Origin of the sequence: Alkalicaulis satelles, assembly GCF_008630495.1 — a bacterium.
Classification (GTDB): domain Bacteria; phylum Pseudomonadota; class Alphaproteobacteria; order Caulobacterales; family Maricaulaceae; genus Oceanicaulis; species Oceanicaulis satelles.
Genome location: NZ_VWOJ01000004.1, coordinates 180761 through 202534, shown reverse-complemented (window position 1 = coordinate 202534; position 21774 = coordinate 180761). Strand labels below are relative to the sequence as shown.

The window sequence follows — 21774 nt, the reverse complement described above, 5'->3', positions numbered from 1 at the left end:
GGTGTTTCGACCATGGCCAAGCCGACAACCATCAAGATCCGCCTGAACTCCACGGCGGGCACGGGCTATTTCTACGTGACCAAGAAGAACGCCCGCACCATGACCGAAAAGCTCGTGCTCAAGAAGTACGACCCGGTCGCGCGCAAGCATGTCGAGTTCAAGGAAGGCAAGATCAAGTAGGCCTTGCCTGCTCTGATCGACCCAGCCTGAATGAAACAAGGCCGCGTGGGCTCACGCGGCCTTTTTCTTGGCGTCCACCACCTGGTTGCGCCCCGAGGCTTTGGCCTCGTAAAGGGCGCTGTCAGCGCGCGCGAGCAAGTCTTCAACGTCGTCACCCGGACGCGCCTCAGCCACGCCTGCTGACAGGGTGACCAAAATGGCCTCTCTGCCCTCTGGCGCCGGGAAAGGCTCTCGCGCCACGGCTGCGCGCACACGCTCGGCAGCCTCCATTGCTTCTCTGACCTGCGCGCCCGGGAAGATCAGGATGAATTCTTCCCCTCCAAAACGCGCCGCGATATCCACCGCCCTGAGCTCACTCATCAGCCGCGCCGAGAAGCCTTTGAGCACCGCATCGCCCGTAGCGTGGCCGAACGTGTCATTGATGCGCTTGAAATGGTCGATATCGATCAGAGCGGCCGACACCGGCTCTCCGCCTGCGGCCAGTCCGTCCAGCGCCTGATTGAGACGTGAGAGTGCATAGCGGCGGTTAAACAGGCCCGTCAGCGGATCCTTGACCGCCATCTCAAGGCTTTCGTCCAGACGGTCGCGCAGGGTGTCGGCATAGGCCTTGCGCCGGATCTGGGTGCGCGCGCGGGCCGCCAGCTCGCCGGCGTCAATGGGCCGGGCGATGACATCATTCACGCCCAGATCCAGAGCGCGCACCATGGTGCGCCGGTCATCGGCCTCCACCACCGCCAGAATCGGCAGCTGACGCGTGGCCGCATCCGAACGCACCCGCGCGCACAGGCGCAGCCCGTCAAAACGCGGATTGGAAACGTCTACGATCATCAGGTCGAACTCACCGGCCAGATACGCAGCTTCGCGCGGATCGCTGACCGCGCGCGCGGTGAACGGCTCGCACAAACGGGCGGCCAGGCGCTCTGCACCCGGGGCGTCAGCGCCCACGACCAGCACCGCGCCACCCTGCAAGGGCGCATCAGGCTCAGCCTCGCACTCGCGTTCACGATGGCGCAGGCGCAGCTCGTCCATCACCAGCTTCAGGCGCAAGAGCGAGCGCACACGCGCAAACAGCGCCACATCGTCCACAGGCTTGGTCAGGAAATCGTCCGCGCCCGCTTCCAGCCCGCGAATGCGGTCGCTGCGCTGGTCCAGCGCGGTCACCATCACCACCGGGATATGGCGCGTGGCCGGCTCAGCCTTCAGCCGCCGGCAGGTCTCGAACCCGTCAATGCCGGGCATCATCACGTCGAGAAGAATCAGATCCGGCTCGTGGGATTGCGCCAGCTTGAGGCACTCATGACCGTCTGCGGCCTGGAGCACTTCGAAATACTCAGCGCTCAGCCGCGCCTCCAGAAGGCGGCGGTTGGTCTCGATATCGTCGACGACTAGGACACGCGCACTCATGGGCGCCTCCCTAGCCGAGAAACTTGCGAACGGTTTCGATAAAGCTGGCCACGGTGATCGGCTTGGACAAATAGCCCTCGCAACCGCCCTGGCGGATCCGCTCCTCGTCGCCCTTCATGGCGAAAGCGGTGACGGCCACCACGGGAATGCCGGCCAGCGCCTCGTCATTCTTGATCCATTTGGTCACGTCCAGCCCCGAAACCTCGGGCAGCTGAATGTCCATGAGGATGAGGTCCGGCTTGTGCTCGCGCGCCATATCCAGCGCCTTGAGCCCTTCGCGGGTCTGCACGGTTTCAAATCCGTGCGCTTCGAGCAGATCACGAAAAAGCTTCATGTTCAGCTCGTTGTCTTCAACGATCAGAACTTTCTTGGACATGACCTGCAGCATGAGCCCGCGCTTTCCCCAATCGCTCCGCCTTTGACGTGAGCTATGACCATCCACGCAGCAGTAAACCCCACTTTCCTTAATCAAGAATGAGTCCGCCCGTTCACGCGCCGGGCGGAACAGGATATGAACACGAAAAACCGGGCCGGGAAAGCGTCATGGCAAGGCTGGGCATAGATCTGGGCGGCACCAAGATCGAGGCCGCAATTGTAGAGGATGACGGCGCCATTCATGTGCGCCAGCGCATTCCCACGCCGCCGGGTTATCAGGCCAAGCTCGAGGCGATCGCCGCTCTGGTTCAATCGGTGGAAAGCCGGCGCGGCGTGCACGGATTGCCGGCGGGGCTCGCCCATCCCGGATCGCACAATCCGCGCACAGGGCTGATGCGGAACGCCAATTCCACCGCGCTCAACGGCCAGGCTCTGGATCGGGATGTCTCCGCTGCGTTGGGCCGGGAGGTGCGTTGCGCCAATGACGCCAATTGCTTCGCCCTGTCCGAGGCGCGCGACGGCGCCGGGGCGGGCGCGCACAGCGTGTTCGGGGTGATTCTCGGCACCGGGGTCGGCGGCGGGCTGGTGATCGGCGGCGAACTGATCACGGGCGCGCACGGCAATGCCGGAGAGTGGGGCCACACCGCCCTGCCCTGGCCCGAAGCGGGCGAGATTCCCGGCCCGCCCTGTTTTTGTGGCCTCAATGGCTGCGTTGAGACCTGGTGCTCGGGTCCGGCGCTGGCCGCCGATCACCGGCGCGTCACCGGACAGACCCTGACCGCTGACGCCATCGCGGCCGCCGCCAGCGCCGGCGACGAGCCTGCGCGCGCCACACTGGACCGGCACGCCGCCCGGCTGGGACGGGCTCTGGCCAGCGTGGTCAATATCGTGGACCCGGAGGTGATTGTACTGGGCGGCGGACTGTCCAACCTGACCGGCCTGCCCGAACGGCTGGAAACAGCGCTGGCGCCCTGGACTTTCACCGATGAACCGCTCACCCGTATCGTGCGCAACACGCACGGGGATTCATCAGGGGTCAGGGGCGCAGCCTGGCTGTGGCCGGCATGAACGCGCCGGGCCGGTGCCGCAAATGCCTGTCGCCAGTAAAGGCTGATGACCACGCCTGCCCGGCTTGCGGCGCCTCCCACAGCGTGCGCCATGCGGAGCTGGATACGCTGTCCATCGCCCATATAGATTGCGACGCCTTTTTCGCGGCCATTGAAAAGCGTGACGATCCTTCGCTGGAACACAAGCCGGTGATCGTCGGCGGCGGCAAGCGCGGCGTGGTGGCCACATGCTGCTATGTGGCCCGGCTCTATGGCGTGCGCTCGGCCATGCCCATGTTCAAGGCGCTCAAGGCCTGCCCGGACGCGGTGGTGATCCGCCCGCGCATGGGCGTCTACGCCGCTGAAGGCAAACGAATCCGCGAGATGATGCAGGCCGTCACGCCCCTGGTCGAGCCCTTGTCGATCGACGAGGCGTTCATGGACCTGTCCGGCACGGATCGCCTGCATGGCGCCCCGCCCGCCCTGACGCTTCTGCGCCTGCAGCGCGCCATCAAAGCCGAGATCGGGGTGAGCGTGTCGGTGGGGCTGAGCTTCAACAAATTTCTCGCCAAGACGGCCTCCGAACTCGACAAGCCCAATGGCTTCGCCGTGATCGGACGGGGCGAGGCGCCGGAATTCTTGCGCAATCTCGCCGTCTCGGCGGTCTATGGCGTTGGGCCCGCCACCGCGCGCAAGCTGGAGGCGGACGGGTTGAAGACCCTCGCCGATGTCCTGGCCCGCCCTGAACGCGAGCTCGTCTCTCGCCATGGCGAGACCGGCTGGCGGCTCCTGCGCCTGGCGCGCGGGGAGGACGCCCGACCGGTCAATCCCGAACGCGAGCGCAAATCGGTCTCGGCGGAAACCACGTTTGATGATGACGTGGCCGCCAAGCAGACCCTGAAAGACCGGCTCTGGCCTTTATGCGTGAAAGTGGCCGACCGGATGAAGGCCCAGTCCGTGGCGGGCCGGGTGGTGACGCTCAAGCTCAAGACCGACCGCTTCCGCACGATCACCCGGCGGCGCACGCTCAATGCCCCCGCCCAGCTGGCCGACACCCTGTTTCGTCACGCCTGCGAGCTCCTCGACGCTGAGCCCGAGGGTGTGCGCTACCGCCTCATCGGAGCGGGCTACGGCGATCTGACCCCGGCGGCGGGAGATTCGGGCGACCTGGCCGACCCGAACGCCTTGCGCCGGGCCACCGCAGAGCGCGCCATGGATGCGGCGCGGGCGAAATTCGGCGATCAGGCGGTGGTAAAAGGGCGCGTGCTCCGGCGCGGCGAGTAGACGCTCGGCGTTCTGCCCGGATTTGCGAAAATGGTACCGCCTCCCCGGATCGAACGGGGGACCTCTAGATCCACAATCTAGCGCTCTAACCAACTGAGCTAAGGCGGCGCGCCATGGGTGCGCGCGGCAGGCGGACGCGCCGCCTACTGCAGGGCGCGGAAACTAGCTCTGGCGGGCCGTGCGCGCAAGGCCTGCGCGCGGCCCGTATGCACCCTCATCGTCAAGCATAGCCGCGGCTGCGGATATGGGAGTTCAGAGCGTTCATACGCTCCTGATCGGAGGGGTGAGTGGACAGGAAGGCCGGCGGCGCGCCGCGCTGGCTCTGGTCCATCATGGACTGCCAGAAAATAACGGATTCCGAAGGGCGGTAATTGGCCCGGGCCATATAATCCACGCCCAGCCTGTCAGCCTCCAGCTCGTGCCTGCGCGAATAGGGCAGAAGCACCCCGAAGGTCAGCCCGGCGCCCAGAACCCCCGCCCAGGCGCCCGCATTCTGCACGTCAGCCTGGTCCAGCGCCACAGCGGCAAGGCCCGTAGCCATGCCCGCGGCCATCTGCTGTGAGGCGCGCTCCTGGGCGTGACGCCCGGCCACGTGCCCGGCCTCATGGCCGATCACAGTGGCCAGCTGGTCGTCATTGCGGGTGGTTTCCATCAGTCCGCGATACAGGCCCACCTTGCCATTGGGCAGCACCCAGGCGTTCACTTCGTCGGAATCAAACACCACGAATTCCCAGGCGTGCTGGCTCATGCCTGATGCATTGGCGATGCGTGACCCCACGCGATCGGCCTGACGGCGCAAGGCGGGGTCATTGCTGACCCGCTCGCGCTGGCGCGCAGCCTGCCAGGTCTGATCAGACAGTTGTGCGATCTGGTCATCGGACACCAGCATGAGCTGGCGCCGGCCCAGAGCCGGATTTTCAGCCGTACAGCCGGTGGCGGCAAAGGGAAAAACGGTCCCGGCCGCCAGCCCCGCAAGCAGTTCGCGCCGGCCCATGCGCACTTTCGGCAGGGCGTCGAATTCCGATTGGCTAAGCATGTCTGTCCCCTTCTCACTCAACACTGTTGGGGCGCCCGGCTGGCGAATATTTTAAAATTCGCCATGGAAACGCCGCACGCTTTCGTTAATCATCATCTCACACCCGGGCTCGGGCGCAAGCCGGGACCGGCGTTAATCGACCCCTCCGGGAGACGCTCCGTCATGCGCACGCTATTTATTCTCCTCCTGCTGATCGCCGCGTTGATCGTCGGCGCCGCGTTGGCCCTGCCCGCCCTGATCTCCTCTGACTGGCTTCGTGATCGCGTCAGTCAAGAGGCGAGCGCCGCCATTAATCGAGAGGTGCGCCTCGACGGCGCGGTTCAGTTACGCGTCTTCCCGCGCCTTCAGGTGCGCGCTGAAGACGCCTCCATCGCCAACGCCCCGGGTTTTGGCGACGAGCCGCTGGCGCAGATGCGCGAGCTGCGCGCCTCGCTGGCCTGGGGACCGCTGCTGTCACAGCGCGTGGAGATCGAGGAATTCGTGCTGGTCGAGCCGGTGATCCGGCTGGAGGCCCGCGCCGACGGCAATAACTGGACGCTGGGCGCCCCGCGCGAGGACGCTGCGCCCGCCAGCGCCTCAGGCGAGGGCTTCGTGCGCCGGCCCGGCGCCCTGCCCTTTGAGGCGGCCTTCGGGGATGTTCGCATCGAAAACGGCTCGGTCTTTTACCGCGATCCCGGCCAGACGCGTCGCATCGAAAATCTCGACCTGTCAGTGGACCTGCCCTCGGTGGACGCTCCGGTGCGCCTGTCCGGCTCACTGAGCGCCGATGACCGGCCCATGCGCTTCACCGCCGAGCTCAGCTCGCTGCGCGGCTTTTTTGAAGGGGCGGAGACGGCTCTGACCCTCGATATGACCGGTGCGCTGGCCGATCTGCGCTTCAATGGCCGTTTTCTGGAAAGCGAGACGCTGAGCTTTGACGGCCGCACCAATGTGGACCTGCCCCTGCCCGCCCTGGCGCGCTTTCTGGGCACGGAACTGCCCGAGGGGCCGGTGTTCCGGCGGTTCACGGCGGAGGCCGATATAGCCGGCTCGCCCGGACGCCTCACGCTGGATCAGGCCAGCATCGTGTTTGACGATATCCGCGCCACGGGCCGGCTCGCGCTGGACTATGAGCGCACGCGCCCGATGATCACCGGCTCGCTGCGCACCGCCAGCCTGGACATCACGCCCTACATCCCCGCCGACGAAACCACCGGGGCCCGATCCAGTGATGGCGCAGTGGGTCCATGGAGCGAGGAGCGCATGGATCTGACCGCGCTGAGCACGGTCGATGCACGCCTGGATGTGCGCGCCGACCGCTTCCGCGCGCGTGACATCGTGGCCGAGAACGTCAATCTCGCCGTCACGCTGGACAACGCCCTGCTCACGGCCAGATTGACCGATTTCCGGCTCTATGGCGGCCAGGGCGTGGTGACGCTCGCCGTGAACGCCCGCCAGGCCACGCCCCGCCTGTCCATCGCCGCTGACATCTCCGCTCTGGAGGCCCTGCCTTTCCTGACGGCCGCCGCCGGTTTTGACCGGCTGCAGGGTCTGGGCCGGATGCAGCTGGACCTTAATGGTTCTGGCGCCAGCCCGGCGGCGTTGATGCGCTCGCTCAACGGCGAGGGCAGCTTCAACTTCGCCGACGGCGCCATTGTCGGCGTCAATCTCGCCCAGGTGATCCGCACGGTGCAGCAGGCGGTCCAGACCGGATCGCTGCCTTCAGGCTTCGCCGATACCCAGCAAACAGACTTCTCGGCCCTGACCGGCACCTTCACCGTGCGCCAGGGCGTGGCGCAAAATCTCGACCTGTCCATGCTCAGCCCGCTTCTGCGGGTGGAGGGCTCAGGCACGCTCAACCTGGCCGAACAGATGATTGATTACCGCCTCACCCCGCGCGCCGTTCAGACCCTGGCCGGTCAGGGCGGTGACACCAACCTGCAAGGTCTTGCTGTACCGGTGCGCATTCGCGGCGGTTTCAATGCGGCGTCAGTCTCTGTCGACCTGGAATCGGTGGCGCGTGATCTGGTGCGCCTGCGCGCGGGATCACTGATCGGCGGCCAGGCCGGGCAGGCCCTGACGGACGGACGGCGCATCGAAGATGTGGCCCGCGACGCGGCGACCGGCGCTCTGCGAGACGCCCTTGGCGGGCGCCAACGCGAGAGTGAGGAAGGTCAGGAGGAAACCCGCGACGACCCGGCCCGGCGCCTGCTCGAGGGCGTGCTTGGCCGCCGTCCCCAGCCGCGTCAGGAGCCCGAGCCTGAAAGTGACGATGACGGACGCTGACCGGGCCTGAGCTTGATCGCTGTAGATTAAGGCTATCTACTGCCTCGCAAATCCGCGCCAGCCTGAGCTGGCGCGCCCAGGGCAGGAGTGTTCGCCATGATCCGCATGATCGCTGCAGGAGCCGCCGCCATGAGTTTTTCCGTCTTTGGCGACATGGCCGGCGCACAGACTTTCCATCCCGGAGAACGCGTCACCGGCGATCATTTCGTCGGGCGCTCGCCGGTGGTCGCAACGAACGGCATGGCCGCCACCTCCCAGCCGCTGGCGACCCAGGTGGCGATCGACATCCTCAAGAAGGGCGGCAGCGCGGTGGACGCGGCCATCGCCGCCAACGCGGCGCTGGGCCTCATGGAGCCGGTGGGCAATGGCATAGGCGGCGATCTCTTCGCCATCGTGTGGGACCCTGAGACCCGTCAGGTCTATGGCCTCAACGCGGCGGGCCGCTCGCCCATGTCGCTGGATTTTGAGACGGTCGTGGAGCGCTCGGGCGAAACCGGCGCCATTCCGCCGCTGGGCGCGCTGGCGGTGTCGGTTCCCGGCGCGGTGGACGGCTGGTTCGAGATGCATGAGCGCTTCGGACGCCTGCCCATGAGCGAGGTGCTGGACCCGGCCATTACCTACGCGGAAGGCGGCTTCCCGGTCTCCAAAACCATCGCCTTCTACTGGGCGCGCAATATGCGCATCCTGGAACAGCGCTACGCCAATGGCGAAATCGAGGAGCTCGCCAACGCCCGCGCCACCTATTACACGCCCGACGGCGCGGCGCCGGTGGAGGGGGAGGTGTTTCGCAACCCGGATCTGGCGCGCACCTACCGCCTGCTCGCTGAAGGCGGGCGCGAGGCGTATTACCAGGGCGAAATCGCCCAGACGATCGACGCCTATATGCGCACGATCGGCGGCTGGCTCAGCGCGGAGGATCTCGCCGCCCACCGCTCGGACTGGATCGAGCCGCTGAGCGTGAATTACAGGGGCTATGACGTGTGGGAGCTGCCGCCCCAGGGCCAGGGCATCGCCGCCCTGCAGATGCTCAACATCCTCAAGGACTATGACCTGGCGGAGATGGGCTTCATGAGCGCAGATGCCCTGCATGTGATGATCGAGGCCAAGCGGCTGGCCTTCGAGGACCGGGCGCGCTTCTACGCCGACCCGGCCTTCATGGATATCGATCCGCGCGCGCTTCTGACGGACGAGTACGCCGACACCCGCCGCGCGTTGATCGCTATGGACCGGGCGATGGAAACGGTGGCGGCAGGCGATCCGGCTATTCTGGAGAGCGCTGATACGACCTATCTCACGGTGGCCGATTCCAGCGGCATGATGGTCTCGCTGATCCAGTCGAACTTCCGCGGTATGGGTTCAGGACTGGTGCCGGACGGGCTGGGCTTCATGCTGCAGAACCGCGGCGAGCTGTTCAGCCTCGATCCCGATCACCCCAACGTCTATGCGCCGGGCAAGCTGCCCTTCCATACCATCATCCCGGCCATGGTCACCCGTGACGGTGAGGCGGTGATGAGCTTTGGCGTGATGGGCGGCGCCATGCAGCCCCAGGGCCATGTGCAGATACTGGTCAATATGCTCGATTACGGCCTCAATGTTCAGGAAGCCGGTGATGCGGCGCGCTGGCGCCATGACGGCTCCAGCTCGGAAGTGGGCCGGATTGGCGATGAGGCCGGTCTGGGCGAGGTGTTCGTCGAGCGCGGCGTGCCCGAAGCGGTGCGTCAGGAACTGGCTGCGCGCGGCCATGTGATCCGCCCCGGGGACCGCTCCTTTGGCGGCTATCAGGGCATCTGGCGCGAACCGCGCACGGGCGTGCTGCACGGCGCCAGCGAGATGCGCACGGACGGAGCCGCCCAAGGCTACTAACGCCCTCAAATTGCTCGACATGAACGTCCGCCCCCCGGCGAATTCATCGCCAGTTCAACGGGGCTGGAGCTAGCTCGCTTCTGTTGACCAGACAGGAGTGACCGATCATGTCCACTTTCATGCGCCTTTGCGCCGCAGCCGCGGCTGTGGCTTTCGCCGCCACCAGCGCGGCTGACGCCCAGAGAGGCGGACGCGGTCCTGACCGCGGCTCTGACCGGCCCGCTATCGTGCTGTACGAACAGGCCAATTTCCAGGGCCGCTCAATCCGCATTGATGGCGATGCGCCCAATTTCGCTTGGATCAATTTCAATGACCGGGCCAGCTCGGCCCGGGTCGAGGGCGGTCAGTGGGAGGTGTGCGAGCACGCCGATTATCGCGGAACCTGTCTGTCGCTGACCGGCGACATCGCCCAGTTCACAGGGCGGATGAATAACGAGATCAGCTCGGTGCGCGCCATCCACCGCCAGCGCCCGGACTCCCGCCGCGGCATCACGCTGTGGTCCGGCCCGGATTATACCGGGCGGTCGGTGACGCTGACGCGCGCCGAGGACAATTTCACCCGCATCAATTTCAACGACATGCCGCGCTCGGTGGAGGTGCATTCGGGCAGCTGGACGCTGTGCGAACACATCAACTATCGCGGCCGATGCGTGGAGCTGGACCGCAATAGCGGCGATCTCGCGCGCTTCCGTATGAATGGCATTATTAGCTCGGCCACCCCTGACGGCTTGCCCCAGAGCCAGCCGGACCCCGGCTGGGGCGGTGGCGCACCGGGCTGGGGTGCCTCACCGGGCGGGATCGAAGGGGCCGCCCTGGGCGTCACCTCGCGCTTCTATGCGCGCCCCGAGCTGCAAGGCGCGGCGATCGCCGCGTGCATCACGCCCGGATCGCGCTGTGGTCAACCCGCCGCCGATCAGATGTGCCGGCGCGCAGGCCTGAACCGTGCGGCCTGGTTCACGTCTGAAAGCTGGCGCGGACCGGTGATCCATGTGGGTGACGGCCGGCGCCAGCAAGGCGGCAACGTCCTCGTCGACGTGCTGTGCATACGCTGATCACGGCAAACGGGCGGAGGGCTCCGGCGCTCCGCCCATCCTGTGTTCTGAACTAAGAGAGTCTACCGCCAGGGCGGGCAATCAAGCCCCGCAGGCGAGCGGGTGAATATCTCCACCCCGTCCGCCGTCACCCCCACCGTGTGTTCAAACTGGGCCGACAGGGACTTGTCGCGGGTCACCGCCGTCCAGCCATCGCCCAGCACCTTCACCCCCGGCTTGCCGGCGTTGAGCATGGGCTCCACGGTGAAGAACATGCCCTCTTCCAGCACCGGGCCGTAACCCGGCTCGCCGAAGTGCAGCACATTGGGCGCGTCATGGAACAGCCGCCCGATGCCATGGCCGCAGAAATCGCGCACCACGGAGCAGCGCTGGCTTTCGGCATAGGACTGGATCGCCCAGCCGATATCGCCAAACGTGGCGCCGGGCTTGATCTCGGCGATGCCGCGCATCATCGCCTCATAGGTCACTTCCACCAGACGCTCAGCCTTGCGGCGCACATCGCCCACCGGAAACATGCGGCTGGTATCGCCATGCCAGCCCTCGAGAATGCAGGTGACGTCGATATTGACGATATCGCCGTCTTTTAGCGGTTTCTCATTGGGAATGCCGTGGCAGACCACGTGATTGACCGAGGTGCAGCTGGACTTGGTATAGCCCTTGTAGAACAGGGTGGCCGGGCGCGCGCCATGGCTGAGAAAATACTCGCGGACCCGGTCATCGATCTCCTGGGTGGTCACGCCCGGGCGTACATGTTCGGTCAGCATGTCCAGCGCCGAAGCCGCCAGCCGGCCCGCCTTGCGCATGCCCTCGAAGTCTGAAGGCGCATGCCGCTTAATGTGGCCATCGCGGCGCGGCGCCGCGTCCAGATCAAGCTCAAGGTCCAGATCCATATCCAGTCCGCCGTCGTTCACGCGTCATGCCTCCAACAGATATACAGTTGGATATACGCAATTGCGCCGCTCAGGGGAACCGGGGGCGCAGCAGCTGTCTAGCGCTGACCGGCGAAAAAGCTGTCTGAATTCCAGCGCGGGGCTTCGGGCGCATTGGCGATGGCCTGGATGATCGCCAGATTGATATTGGCGAACTTGGCGCCCTGATCAAAGCGCAGGGGCTGGCTGAGATCATCGCCGGGCTGGTGGTAATTGCCCGACAGGAAGCCCATGAAGCCGCGGCCTTCATCATGTTCCGGGTCCGGGCTGGAGAAGCCGGTCATCAGAAATAGCGAGGGCACGCCAGCGCGCACGAAATGATAATGGTCAGAGCGCACGAAGAGCGATTGTTCCGGGATCGGATCGGGCGACAGGCGCACCCCGCGCGACGCGGCGGCGGCCTCGGCCACCGGGCCCAGACTGGAATGCTCGGCGCCGAACGCGATCACGTCCTCGAATTCATAGAGGATGACGGGCATGTCCAGATTGACGTTGGCGGCCATGCGGCCCATGGCCGGGGTCGGGTTGGCGGCGATATGGGCCGCGCCCAGAAGCCCTTTCTCTTCAGCGGCCAGGGCGATGAACACCACCGGGCGGGACAGCTGCGGCCCGGCGGTCAGGGCGCGCGCCGTCTCGATCATGATTGAGACGCCAGACGCGTTATCCAGTGCGCCATTGCAGATCGGGTCCTCGGCCATGGGGCGGCAGACGCCGATATGGTCGAGGTGTGCTGTAACGATCACCGCCTCATCGGCCAGCGCCGGATCGGATCCGGGCAGGAGCCCCACCACATTGTCGTCATGGATGGTTTCGCGCGCCGTGCCCTGGGACATGGTCAAAGCGGTATTCAGCGCAAAACCCTCCAGCCGTTCGCCGCGCCGGGCCGCCTCGACCACGTCTTCAAAGGCGCGCGGCGCATTGGCGAACAGATGCCCTGCGGTTTCATCGGAGACATAGGCCGTCACCCGCAGGCTTTCGGGCGCAGCGGCGGCGGCGGTGGTCATGGAGGAACGGCCGGCCATGGGCGCCATGCGCCGGAAGGACCAGCGCGTCAGGCCCTCAGCCGGGATGATGATAAGCCCCGCAGCGCCTGCGTGCGCTGCAAATTCGGCCTTGGTCAGCGGGCTGTTGAGATGGGCCGCCACATCCGAGGGCAAGCCCTCGGGCGCGCCAGCCAGCACCACCGCGATCTGGCCGGCCATGTCCAGCCCGGCATAGTCATCCAGCCCCAGGCCCGGGGCGGTTATGCCGTAGCCTGCGAACACGGCGCCAGCTTCCACAGAGCTGCGGTCATGGACGGCATGGGCGGCGACCACGAAATCCTGGCCCATTTCAAACGCCTGGCCATCAATGGACAGTCCGGCATGCTCGGCCAGCGCGGTCAGGGTCTGCAGCGGCACGCCGGCGCGATAGCCCTCCTCGCCGCCGGGCTCCAGCCCGATCAGGCGAAATTGCGCCTCCACATAATTGGCCGCCAGCCCATAGCCGCGCGTACCCGCCTCGCGCCCTTCCATCAGGTCATCGGCGAGGAAGAGGATATGGGCCTCCACTGCGCCCGGCGTCACATCCAGCGCACGCGGCTCGGGCGCGGCGGTGAGGGAACAGGCGGACACCGCCAGGGCGGCGGCGAGAATCAGCGAACGGCGCAGCATGAGATGGCTCCTGCGGGTCAAACCGGCGCGCACCATAGGAAGGCGAACGCCACTCTCAACGTGTCAATTTGGTCATGAGCGCGTCCGCCGTTGCGGTCAATGCCGCAGGCGGCCTGGCGTAATGGCTCGCAAAGGACGCCGTCATGCGCGCCGGGCGCCCCGTGGAGAGCTGGAAGCAGACCAGTTTCGTGACCGCGCGGAACACGGTCTCGCCCGTATCGGCGCGGCGGAACTGATACCAGCGCTCGGCGCGCAGGCGTCCGTCCGAGCGCGCGATCCAGACCGCGCAGTCAATCGCCTCGCCGCCGCGTATATGGCCGAGATAATCGGCCTCGGTGCGCAGGATCGCCATGCCCCGGTCTTCATCCAGGCAGTGCTGGCGGGTGAGGCCGCAGCTCTCCCAGTGCGCCCAGGCGGTCTCGTCGGCCCAGCGCAGATAGACGGCGTTATTGGCGTGGCCGAAAATATCGATATCGGATGATGTTGCGGCCACTCGGTGGATGAAGGGCGACGGCAGATCCCATCCGGTCTCACTCATAATACCAGCTCCACCGGCCGGGCGAGGGTGATCGCCTCCACGCTCACATCGCAGGCATAGGCCAGCGCCTCCACCCCGTCGCTCAAGGCCGACGCGAGCGCCCTCTGATAGGCCGGGTCGATATCGCCGGCGATGGAAAAGCGCTCGCAATCGGCGCGCTGGATCACGAACAGCTGCACGGCGCGCTCGCCCGCCCGGGCGCGGGCCGCCAGCTCGGCCAGATGCTTGGCCCCGCGTGCGGTGACGCTGTCGGGAAACTCGGCCAGACCCGGCTGTCGCATCAGGTGCACGTTCTTGACCTCCACCCAGGTGCGTGGCCAGCCCTCGCCTTCCATCAGGAAATCGATGCGCGAGTTCGCCCCCAGCGCCGCCTCGCGGCGCACATGCTCATAGCCTGAGAGCTCTGCGATGACGCCAGCATGAATCGCCTCCTCGGCCAGGGCGTTGGGCAGATTCGTGTTGATGCCCACAAGCACGCCGTCGGCCTCCACGATCTCCAGCGTCCAGGAGAGCTTGCGCGTGGGGCTGTCATGACGCGAGAGCCAGCAGCGCGCGCCACGCGCGGCGAGCCCCGTCATGGCGCCCGGATTGGGACAATGGGCCACCGCCAGCCCCACGCCGGGGATGTCCACATCGGCGAGAAAGCGCTTGTAGCGCCGCAACAGGCGCGCTTCGGTCAGGGGCGGCAATTGCATGATCAGCTCTGGCGCAACGGACGGAACGGACCATAATCGCCTGCCCGGCCCCGGCAAGTGAGGATGGTGTCATGAAGTGCGAGGTGAGCGCCGCCGTGCTGCTGATCGGCGATGAAGTCCTGTCGGGCCGCACCAAGGACGCCAATCTCTCCCAGATCGCCGAATTCCTGCAGCCGCTGGGCGTCAGCGTGCGCGAGGCGCGTGTGGTGCCCGACGAGCAGGCGGTGATCGTGGACGCGGTGCGCGCGCTGTCGGCGGCCTATGATTATGTCTTCACCACCGGCGGGATCGGTCCGACCCATGACGACATCACCGCCGACGCCATGGCCGCTGCGTTCGGGCGCGCCATTGATGTGCGCGCGGATGCGCTGGAGGTGCTGGAGGAGTGGTATGCGCGCTCGCAGACCGACATTACCCCGGCCCGCCTGCGTATGGCGCGCATCCCGGACGGGGCCAGCCTGATCGCCAATCCGGTCACCGGCGCGCCGGGCTTCCAGATCGAAAATGTGTTTGTCCTGGCCGGGGTTCCCAAGATCGCGCGGGGCATGCTGGAGGATGTGGCGGCACGCATTGAGGGCGGCGCGGTGACCCATAGCGTCACCGTGCGGCTTGAGGGGATACGCGAGGGCGATATCGCCGAAAGCCTGGGCGCCATGGCGGCGGATAACCCGTCGGTCTCGCTGGGCTCCTATCCGTGGTTTGAAGAGGCGCCCGGCGGCGGTCTGAGACGCGGCGTGGCTCTGGTGGCGCGCGGCACGGACGCCGCGCAACTGGACCGCCTGCGCAGCCAGCTGGAAGCGCTGGGGTGACGCCTTGCCGCGCCGGGAGGCGCGCCCTAGGCTCAGCCCTTGCAAGAGTTCACTCAAGGCGCGCGTCCGCAGCGCCGTTCATTTCAGTCACGAGGACCGGCGATGGCCTACGCGTTTGATGACCGCCTGATTCGCAATGACGACGAGGACGACAGCGACGAGAAGAACGCCCAGCCCGCCGGCGACCATGTCGGCAAGGCGCTGTTCGAGGCGCGCACCATCCTCGTCACCGGCGGCATCAACGACAAGATCGCGCGCGCTGTTTGTGCGCAACTCTTTGCGCTGGCGGCCAAATCGGACGATCCCATCCTGATGGTGATCTCCTCGCCGGGTGGACATGTGGAGTCCGGCGACATGATCCATGACACCATGAAATTCATCAAACCGCGCGTGATCGCGCTGGGGTCGGGCTGGGTGGCGAGCGCAGGCGCGCTGATCTTCGTGGGCGCGGAGAAAGAAGACCGCTACTGCCTGCCCAACACCCGCTTCCTGCTGCACCAGCCGTCGGGCGGCGCAGGCGGGCCGGCCAGCGATATCGAGATCCAAGTGCGCGAGATGCGCATGATGCGCGACCGGCTGAACCAGATTTTCGCCGACGCCACCGGCCAGCCCCTCTCGCGCATCGAGAAGGACACCGACCGCGATTTCTGGCTGACCGCGAAAGACGCCGTGGCATACGGCCTGTGCCACAAGATCGTCAGCCGCCAGGACGAGATCAAGCGCTAGCAGGAACTAGCGTTTGAGCGCACGCCAGGCGATGTCGTTGCGGTGCTGGCCCTCGGGCCAGTCGATCAGGTCCACCGCCTGATAGGCGCGCGACACGGCCTGTTCGAGCGTGTCGCCCGTGGCCGTGACGGTCAGCACCCGGCCGCCTGCGGCGATCCAGTCGCCGTCTTCATTGACCCCGGTTCCGGCGTGAAACACCGTCACGCCCTCGACCGCGTCCGCCGCCTTGATATTGCGAATGACCGAGCCCTTGGCGTAGGCGCCGGGATAACCCGGGCTCGCCATCACCACGCAGGCCGCCGGCTGCGCCGCGTCAAGCTCGGGCAGGAGCCGGGCGAAATCGCGCGCGGGCATGCCCCCGGTGGCGCAGGCCAGCAGCGCCGGGACGATGTCATCGGTAAGCGAGGCCATCAGCACCTGGCACTCAGGATCGCCGAAACGCACATTGAATTCAACGACTTTCGGCCCCTCATCGGTGATCATGAGGCCGATATAGAGCACCCCCTGATAGGGATGACCGGCCTCGGCCAGCGCGTCGATGATCGGCGCGGCGATGGTCTCGTCCACTTCGCTCAGAAGTGCGGGCGTCATCACCGGGGCGGGCGCATAGGCGCCCATGCCGCCGGTATTGGGCCCCTCATCGCCGTCCAGAAGGCGCTTGTGATCCTGGCAGGCCGGCAGGGTCAGCCGGTTCACTCCGTCGGTGAGGACGAAGACGCTGGCCTCCTCGCCCGCCATGAATTCCTCGAGGATCAGTTCGGCGCCCGCCTCCCCGAACTTGCCCGACAGCATGGCTTCGGCTTCGCGCACCGCCGTGTCCAAATCGGGCGCGATCACCACGCCTTTGCCTCCCGCCAGGCCGTCCGCCTTGAGCACGTAGGGCGGCGTTTGGGTGGTCAGGAAGGAGCGCGCCGCATGCATGTCGCGGCATTTGGCGTATCCGGCCGTCGGCACGCCGAGCTGGGCCATCAGATCCTTGGCGAAACCCTTGGACGCCTCCAGCTTGGCGCCCTCGGCGCCGGGGCCGAACACATCAAACCCGCGCGCGCGCAGCCCGTCCGCCAGCCCCAGCGCCAGCGGCGCCTCGGGACCGATAATGATCAGGTCCGGCTCCAGCTGCAGGGCCAGATCGTGCAGGCCCTGAACATCATCGGCGGGCACGTCAAAGCACGGCCCGATCTGGTCCAGCGCCGGACTGCCGGGCGCCGACCACACCACCTCCACCAGCGGGCTCTGCGCGATCTTCCAGGCCAGCGCATGCTCGCGCCCGCCCGAACCGATGATGAGGATGTTCATGAGGGGCCTTTGTCACTGATGCAGGGTCACGGATGCGTGGCGGTCTCTTAGCGGGGCCAGGGCCTGCTTGTCGACCTTGCGCGCGGCCTCTGTTTCACAGCCGCCCTCGCGGGGGCTAGGGTAATGGCCCGCCAGTGAGTCGCACATGACCGAACCTGCCACCAACGCGCATGAATACTCCGTCTCCGAGCTGGCCCGGTCGCTCAAGCGCACGGTGGAGGAGGCCTATGGCCATGTGCGGGTGCGCGGCGAGCTGGGCCGGGTGATCATCGCCAAGTCCGGCCATGTCTATCTGGACATGAAGGACGAGAGCGCGGTCATCGATGCGGTGATGTGGAAGGGGCTCGCCTCGTCCCTGAGCTTCCGGCCCGAGGAGGGTCTGGAGGTGATCGCCGAGGGGCGCTTGTCCACCTTTCCGGGCCGGTCGAAATACCAGCTGATCATCGAGAAGCTGGAGCCGGCCGGCGCGGGCGCGCTGATGGCCCTGCTCGAAGCGCGCAAGAAAGCGCTGGCCGCTGAAGGCCTGTTCGCTCCCGAGCGCAAGCGCGCCCTGCCCTTCCTGCCGCGCGTGATCGGCGTGGTCACCTCCCCCACCGGAGCCGTGATTCGCGACATTCTGCACAGGCTGGACGACCGCTTCCCGGTCCATGTCCTGCTGTGGCCGGTGCTGGTGCAGGGCGAGCAGGCGGCGGGCCAGATCGCGGCGGCGATTGAAGGCTTCAACGCGATCGAGCCCGGCGGGCCGGTTCCGGTCCCGGACGTGCTGATCGTGGCGCGCGGGGGCGGCTCGGTGGAGGATCTGTGGGCGTTCAACGAGGAGATCGTGGTGCGCGCCGCCGCCGCATCGCGCATCCCGCTGATCTCGGCGGTGGGCCACGAGACCGACACCACCCTCATCGATTTCGCCTCCGACCGGCGCGCGCCCACCCCTACCGGGGCGGCGGAGATGGCCGTGCCGGTGCGCCGCGAGCTGGCCGAGCGCGCTCATGCGCTGGGCGAGCGGCTGATGCGCGCCCTCACCCGGCTGGTGGACCGCAAGGGCGCTGATCTGCGCTCGGCGGCGCGCGCCCTGCCCCGGCCCGACGCCCTCCTGGGCGAGGCGCGTCAGCGCGTTGATTTCGCCAGCGGCAAGCTCGACGCCGCCCTGCGTCTGCGTCTGGAGCGCTCGAAAGGCCGGCTCGAAGCGGTTTCAGGCCGCATGCGCCCGGCGGCGCTGACGCGCGATATTTCGGAGAAAGGCCGCCATCTCGCCAGCCTCGCCGCCCGGCTCAAGCTGGCCCAGACGCGCGCCCTGACCGCGCGCAAGCGTGAGCTGCAGGGGCTCGGCGCGCGGCTGAACTCGGTGTCGCACAAGGGCGTGCTGGCGCGCGGCTATGCGCTGGTCACCGATGAACAGGGCAAGCTGGTGCGCCATGGCGCGGCCCTGAACGACGGGCAGGCCGTGACGCTGGAATTCCAGGACACCAAGCGCGGCGCAGTGATTGGAGCCAGGGCGGCGGATTCATCACCGCGCCCGGCCCCTCAAAAACCCAGACCGAAAGCCAAACCCAAACCGCCCCCGGCGGGTCAGGGGAGTCTGTTTTAAGCCGCGCGGATATGATCCAGGAAGCGGGCTACGGAGGCGCGCATGTCTTCTGCCTGTTTGCCCAGATCCTCGGCGGCATGGACCAGCGCGCCCGCGGACTGGCTGGTTTCCTGGGCGCCCGCCAGCACTTGAGTGATGGTGTGAGACACGGTCTCCGCGCTGGCTGCGGTCTGCCCGGTATTGCGGCTGATCTCGGCTGTGGCCGCGTTCTGTTCCTCCACCGCCGCCGAGATCGACGCCGAGATCTCGTTGACCGATTCAATGGCGCCGGAGACCTGTTCGATGGCGCCCACTGCAGTGCGCACCACGCCTTGCACATTTGCTATCTGGGCGGAGATGTCCTCGGTGGCCCGTGCAGTCTGTGCGGCGAGCGATTTGACCTCGCTGGCGACCACTGCAAAGCCCTTGCCCGCCTCGCCAGCTCGCGCCGCCTCTATGGTGGCGTTCAGCGCCAGGAGATTGGTCTGTTCGGCGACATTTTCGATGAGATTGACGATCTCGCCGATCTTCTCGGCGGCGGCGGCGAGCTCGGCCATGGTCTCTCCGGTCTGGCGCGCCCGGGTGTGGGCGCTTGAGGAGCTTTCCGCCGCCTGCCCGGCCCGGCTGGAGATTTCGGCGATGGCGCCGGTGAGCTGCTGAGCAGCCGAGGCGACGGTCTGGGCCGCGACGGTGGCTTCCTCCGCAGCGGCGGCGACGGCGGTGGATTTCTCCGACGTGCCGTCAGCGGTGTTGGACATGGAGCGGGCCATCTGACCCAGCTCTTCAGCCGCCGAAGCGACCGAGGCCACGATGGCTGCGACCGATTGTTCGAACTCGTCCGCCATACGCTTGCGCTCGTTGGCTTTTTCCTCTTCCGCGCACGCCTCTATGGTGGACATGCACAAATCCATATCCAGCATGGCCGCCTTGGTCACGGCATCCAGATCAAGCGCCAGCTCATCACCGGCCTTGCGGGCGCCGAAAATCCCGGCGCGGGCCATGTGGCCGCGCGTGATGGCCGAAACCAGCCCGCCGACAATCTTCGCATAGCCCCCGAAATACCATTGCGGCTGGAGGCCCAGGCGCGCATGGGCCTGGCCGATGCGCTTGACCGACTGCAGATAGACATCGTCAAACCGCGCCTCGCAGATTTTCATCCAGTGCTCGAGCTGCTTGTCGCGGGCGTGGCGGCGCATGGCGTCATCGCGGAACATGGAGTTGACTGCGTCATGGCGGGCGATTTCCGCATAAAACCCGTCCAAAACAGCAGGTAACGCGCCTTCCACCAGCGGCTTGAGCCGCCTCAGCCTGTGCCGGTCATCATCAGAAAAGCCAAGAAATTCAAAACGCTTGTCAAGAGCCTCCGTACGCATGACCTACTCCTTTGTCCCCACTAGGGGTAAGTGAATAAAATATGCATGCGCGATGTATGGTTAATTCAACGTTACAGGTGTCACGTTAACTGGACACCCCTTCATCAAGGCCTGTACCGGCACTGTGGCACGTCCCGCGCCCGCGTGCGCAAAGGTGCTGCAAGGCGCGCGAATTCGGTCAGGACAGACCGGGTTTCGGCCGGATCGATGATCTCCTCGATCCAGAATCGCTCGGCGGTGCGGAAGGGCGAGGCCAGATCGCGCATGCGCGCGGCGAGATCAGCCTTCATGGCGCCGGGATCATCGGACTGTTCGAGCGCAGCCTTGAACGCGGCCTCCACCCCGCCCTCCAGAGGCAACGAGCCCCAGTCGCCTGACGGCCAGGCGTAGCGGTAGCGGAAGCGGGTGTGGTTCATCATGGCCGCGCCGGCCACGCCGAACGCCTTGCGGATCAGGATCGTGCACCAGGGCACGCTAGCCTGATAGATCGCGCTGAGCGCCCGCGCGCCATGACGGATCGTGCCCGCCCGCTCGGCCCGCGCGCCGATGACGAAGCCGGGAATGTCCACGAAATGGGTCACAGGCAGGCGGAAGGTCTCGGCCAGATCGACAAAGCGCGTCACCTTCTGGGCGGCTTCGGCTGTCCAGCCGCCGCCATAGACATTGGGATTGCTGGCCAGCACCGCCACCGGCCAGCCGTCCAGGCGCGCCAGCGCGGTGATTACGCTGGACCCGAAATGGCGGCCCATCTCGAATACGCTGCCCGCATCGCACACGCTATTGAGGATGGCGCGCATGTCATAGCCATAGCGCTTGTCGCGCGGGATGATGGCGCGCAAGGCCGGATCGCTGCGAACCGGATCATCGGTGACGGCCCCGCGCGGCGCGGCTTCTCCGGCCCGGTCGGGCAGGTAGGACAGGAACCAGCGCGCGGCGGCCATGGCGTCGGCTTCACTGGCATAGGCGTCGTCGGCGGCCCCGGCGGCGAGCTGGACATCGGCCCCGCCCAGCTCCTCCTTGGTGACGTGCTCGCCAATACCGGCCACCACGGGCGGGCCAGCGATGAACATCTGGGACTGACCCTTCACCATCACGCAGTAATGGCTCGACACCGCGCGCGCCGCGCCCAGCCCCGCCACAGGCCCCAGCGCCAGAGACACCACCGGCACGCGTTCCAGATTGGCTGTGACCTGATCCCAGCCCGGATTGAACGGGACATAGCTGGCGCCCATGTCCAGGATCGATTTGACCGATCCGCCCCCGCCCGTGCCCTCGATCAGGCGGATCAGCGGCAGGCCGAGTTCCCCGGCCATGGTCTCGGCCTGGATCTGCTTGTCGATGATCGCCGCATCCGCCGCCCCGCCGCGCACCGTGAAATCATCGGCCACCACCGCCACGTCGCGCCCCGACATGCGCCCGCGCCCGAACACGCAATTGGCCGGGGTGAAACTTTCCAGAGCCCCGTCCGCGCCGGTCTGCGCTGTGCCGGTGATGGAGCCGATCTCGCGGAAACTGCCCGGATCGAGCAAAAGATCGAGGCGTTCGCGCACATTCAGCCGGCCCGCCGCCTTCTGGCGCGCCAGCTTGTCCGGCCCGCCCATGCCCCGCGCCAGCGCCTGGCGCTTGCGCAGTTCGCTGATTTCATCTTCCCAGCTCATTGGGCTATGTCTCCGCCGCCTTTTGAATG

The 21774-nt window shown here is 66.7% G+C and carries 19 protein-coding genes and 1 tRNA gene; 9 read left to right on the top strand and 11 right to left on the bottom strand.

The features are described 5' to 3' along the window. Positions 1-12: 12 nt before the first annotated feature. Positions 13-180 carry a 50S ribosomal protein L33 gene (rpmG, locus tag F1654_RS12485; RefSeq protein WP_009800672.1) on the top strand — a complete coding sequence of 56 codons (168 nt, stop codon included), beginning with the start codon at positions 13-15 and terminating at the stop codon, positions 178-180. Between the two features lie 51 nt (positions 181-231). Here the strand turns inward: rpmG and F1654_RS12480 are convergent, their stop codons facing one another. Further along, complete coding sequence (locus F1654_RS12480) at positions 232-1584, bottom strand: PleD family two-component system response regulator (RefSeq protein WP_150023883.1); 1353 nt, start codon at positions 1582-1584, stop codon at positions 232-234. A 10-nt stretch (positions 1585-1594) separates the two neighbouring features. Continuing rightward, a complete protein-coding gene (locus F1654_RS12475) occupies positions 1595-1960 on the bottom strand; it encodes a response regulator (protein ID WP_150023940.1) in 366 nt (121 codons plus the stop codon). Positions 1961-2127: 167 nt separating this feature from the next. Between F1654_RS12475 and F1654_RS12470 the strand changes: the two genes are divergently transcribed. After that, positions 2128-3027 carry an ROK family protein gene (locus F1654_RS12470; RefSeq protein ID WP_150023882.1) on the top strand — a complete coding sequence of 300 codons (900 nt, stop codon included), beginning with the start codon at positions 2128-2130 and terminating at the stop codon, positions 3025-3027. Continuing rightward, positions 3024-4289 (top strand): DNA polymerase IV, encoded by a 1266-nt coding sequence (locus F1654_RS12465; RefSeq protein WP_150023881.1) that lies wholly within the window; start codon positions 3024-3026, stop codon positions 4287-4289. The genes F1654_RS12470 and F1654_RS12465 overlap by 4 nt, the downstream gene beginning before the upstream one ends. A 31-nt stretch (positions 4290-4320) precedes the next feature. Here the strand turns inward: F1654_RS12465 and F1654_RS12460 are convergent. Both F1654_RS12460 and F1654_RS12455 read right to left on the bottom strand, forming a co-directional pair. After that, positions 4321-4397 (bottom strand) — tRNA-His (locus tag F1654_RS12460). A gap of 112 nt (positions 4398-4509) precedes the next feature. Then, on the bottom strand, positions 4510-5325 hold the full coding sequence (locus F1654_RS12455) for a M48 family metallopeptidase (protein ID WP_150023880.1): 816 nt from the start codon (positions 5323-5325) through the stop codon (positions 4510-4512). A gap of 162 nt (positions 5326-5487) precedes the next feature. On the opposite strand from F1654_RS12455, the gene F1654_RS12450 reads away from it, so the two are divergent. The 3 genes from F1654_RS12450 to F1654_RS12440 all read left to right on the top strand — a co-directional run bounded on the left by F1654_RS12450 (position 5488) and on the right by F1654_RS12440 (position 10505). Further along, positions 5488-7590, top strand: coding sequence for an AsmA family protein (locus tag F1654_RS12450; RefSeq protein ID WP_199200577.1), 2103 nt, complete (start codon positions 5488-5490; stop codon positions 7588-7590). Between the two features lie 96 nt (positions 7591-7686). Next, positions 7687-9453 carry a gamma-glutamyltransferase gene (gene ggt, locus F1654_RS12445; protein ID WP_150023878.1) on the top strand — a complete coding sequence of 589 codons (1767 nt, stop codon included), beginning with the start codon at positions 7687-7689 and terminating at the stop codon, positions 9451-9453. A 107-nt stretch (positions 9454-9560) separates the two neighbouring features. Then, positions 9561-10505, top strand: coding sequence for a beta/gamma crystallin-related protein (locus tag F1654_RS12440; RefSeq protein WP_150023877.1), 945 nt, complete (start codon positions 9561-9563; stop codon positions 10503-10505). Between the two features lie 62 nt (positions 10506-10567). On the opposite strand, the gene map is transcribed toward F1654_RS12440, so the two are convergent. From map to sfsA, 4 genes are all read right to left on the bottom strand, one after another. Next, positions 10568-11395: a type I methionyl aminopeptidase gene (gene map / locus F1654_RS12435; protein WP_150023939.1), complete on the bottom strand. Its 828-nt coding sequence runs from the start codon at positions 11393-11395 to the stop codon at positions 10568-10570. A 98-nt stretch (positions 11396-11493) separates the two neighbouring features. Then, the gene (locus F1654_RS12430; protein WP_150023876.1) at positions 11494-13086 is read right to left on the bottom strand and encodes a M28 family peptidase; all 1593 of its coding nucleotides are present in this window, start codon (positions 13084-13086) and stop codon (positions 11494-11496) included. Between the two features lie 55 nt (positions 13087-13141). Next, positions 13142-13624, bottom strand: coding sequence for an acyl-CoA thioesterase (locus tag F1654_RS12425; RefSeq protein ID WP_150023875.1), 483 nt, complete (start codon positions 13622-13624; stop codon positions 13142-13144). After that, positions 13621-14319, bottom strand: coding sequence for a DNA/RNA nuclease SfsA (sfsA, locus tag F1654_RS12420; RefSeq protein WP_150023874.1), 699 nt, complete (start codon positions 14317-14319; stop codon positions 13621-13623). Before sfsA ends, F1654_RS12425 begins: the two co-directional genes overlap by 4 nt. Before the next feature lie 71 nt (positions 14320-14390). Between sfsA and F1654_RS12415 the strand changes: the two genes are divergently transcribed. Continuing rightward, on the top strand, positions 14391-15128 hold the full coding sequence (locus F1654_RS12415; protein ID WP_150023873.1) for a competence/damage-inducible protein A: 738 nt from the start codon (positions 14391-14393) through the stop codon (positions 15126-15128). A gap of 102 nt (positions 15129-15230) precedes the next feature. Continuing rightward, positions 15231-15854: an ATP-dependent Clp protease proteolytic subunit gene (locus F1654_RS12410; protein WP_150023872.1), complete on the top strand. Its 624-nt coding sequence runs from the start codon at positions 15231-15233 to the stop codon at positions 15852-15854. 6 nt (positions 15855-15860) lie between these two features. Here the strand turns inward: F1654_RS12410 and purD are convergent, their stop codons facing one another. Continuing rightward, entirely contained in the window at positions 15861-17150 is a 1290-nt protein-coding gene (gene purD, locus F1654_RS12405) for a phosphoribosylamine--glycine ligase (protein WP_150023871.1), read from the bottom strand. 145 nt (positions 17151-17295) lie between these two features. On the opposite strand from purD, the gene xseA reads away from it, so the two are divergent. Next, positions 17296-18735, top strand: a complete 1440-nt coding sequence (gene xseA / locus F1654_RS12400) for an exodeoxyribonuclease VII large subunit (RefSeq protein WP_150023870.1) — start codon at positions 17296-17298, stop codon at positions 18733-18735. On the opposite strand, the gene F1654_RS12395 is transcribed toward xseA, so the two are convergent. Both F1654_RS12395 and F1654_RS12390 read right to left on the bottom strand, forming a co-directional pair. Next, positions 18732-20087: a globin-coupled sensor protein gene (locus F1654_RS12395; RefSeq protein WP_150023869.1), complete on the bottom strand. Its 1356-nt coding sequence runs from the start codon at positions 20085-20087 to the stop codon at positions 18732-18734. The genes xseA and F1654_RS12395 overlap by 4 nt on opposite strands. A gap of 104 nt (positions 20088-20191) precedes the next feature. Continuing rightward, positions 20192-21745, bottom strand: a complete 1554-nt coding sequence (locus F1654_RS12390) for an acyl-CoA carboxylase subunit beta (protein WP_150023868.1) — start codon at positions 21743-21745, stop codon at positions 20192-20194. Positions 21746-21774: the final 29 nt, after the last annotated feature.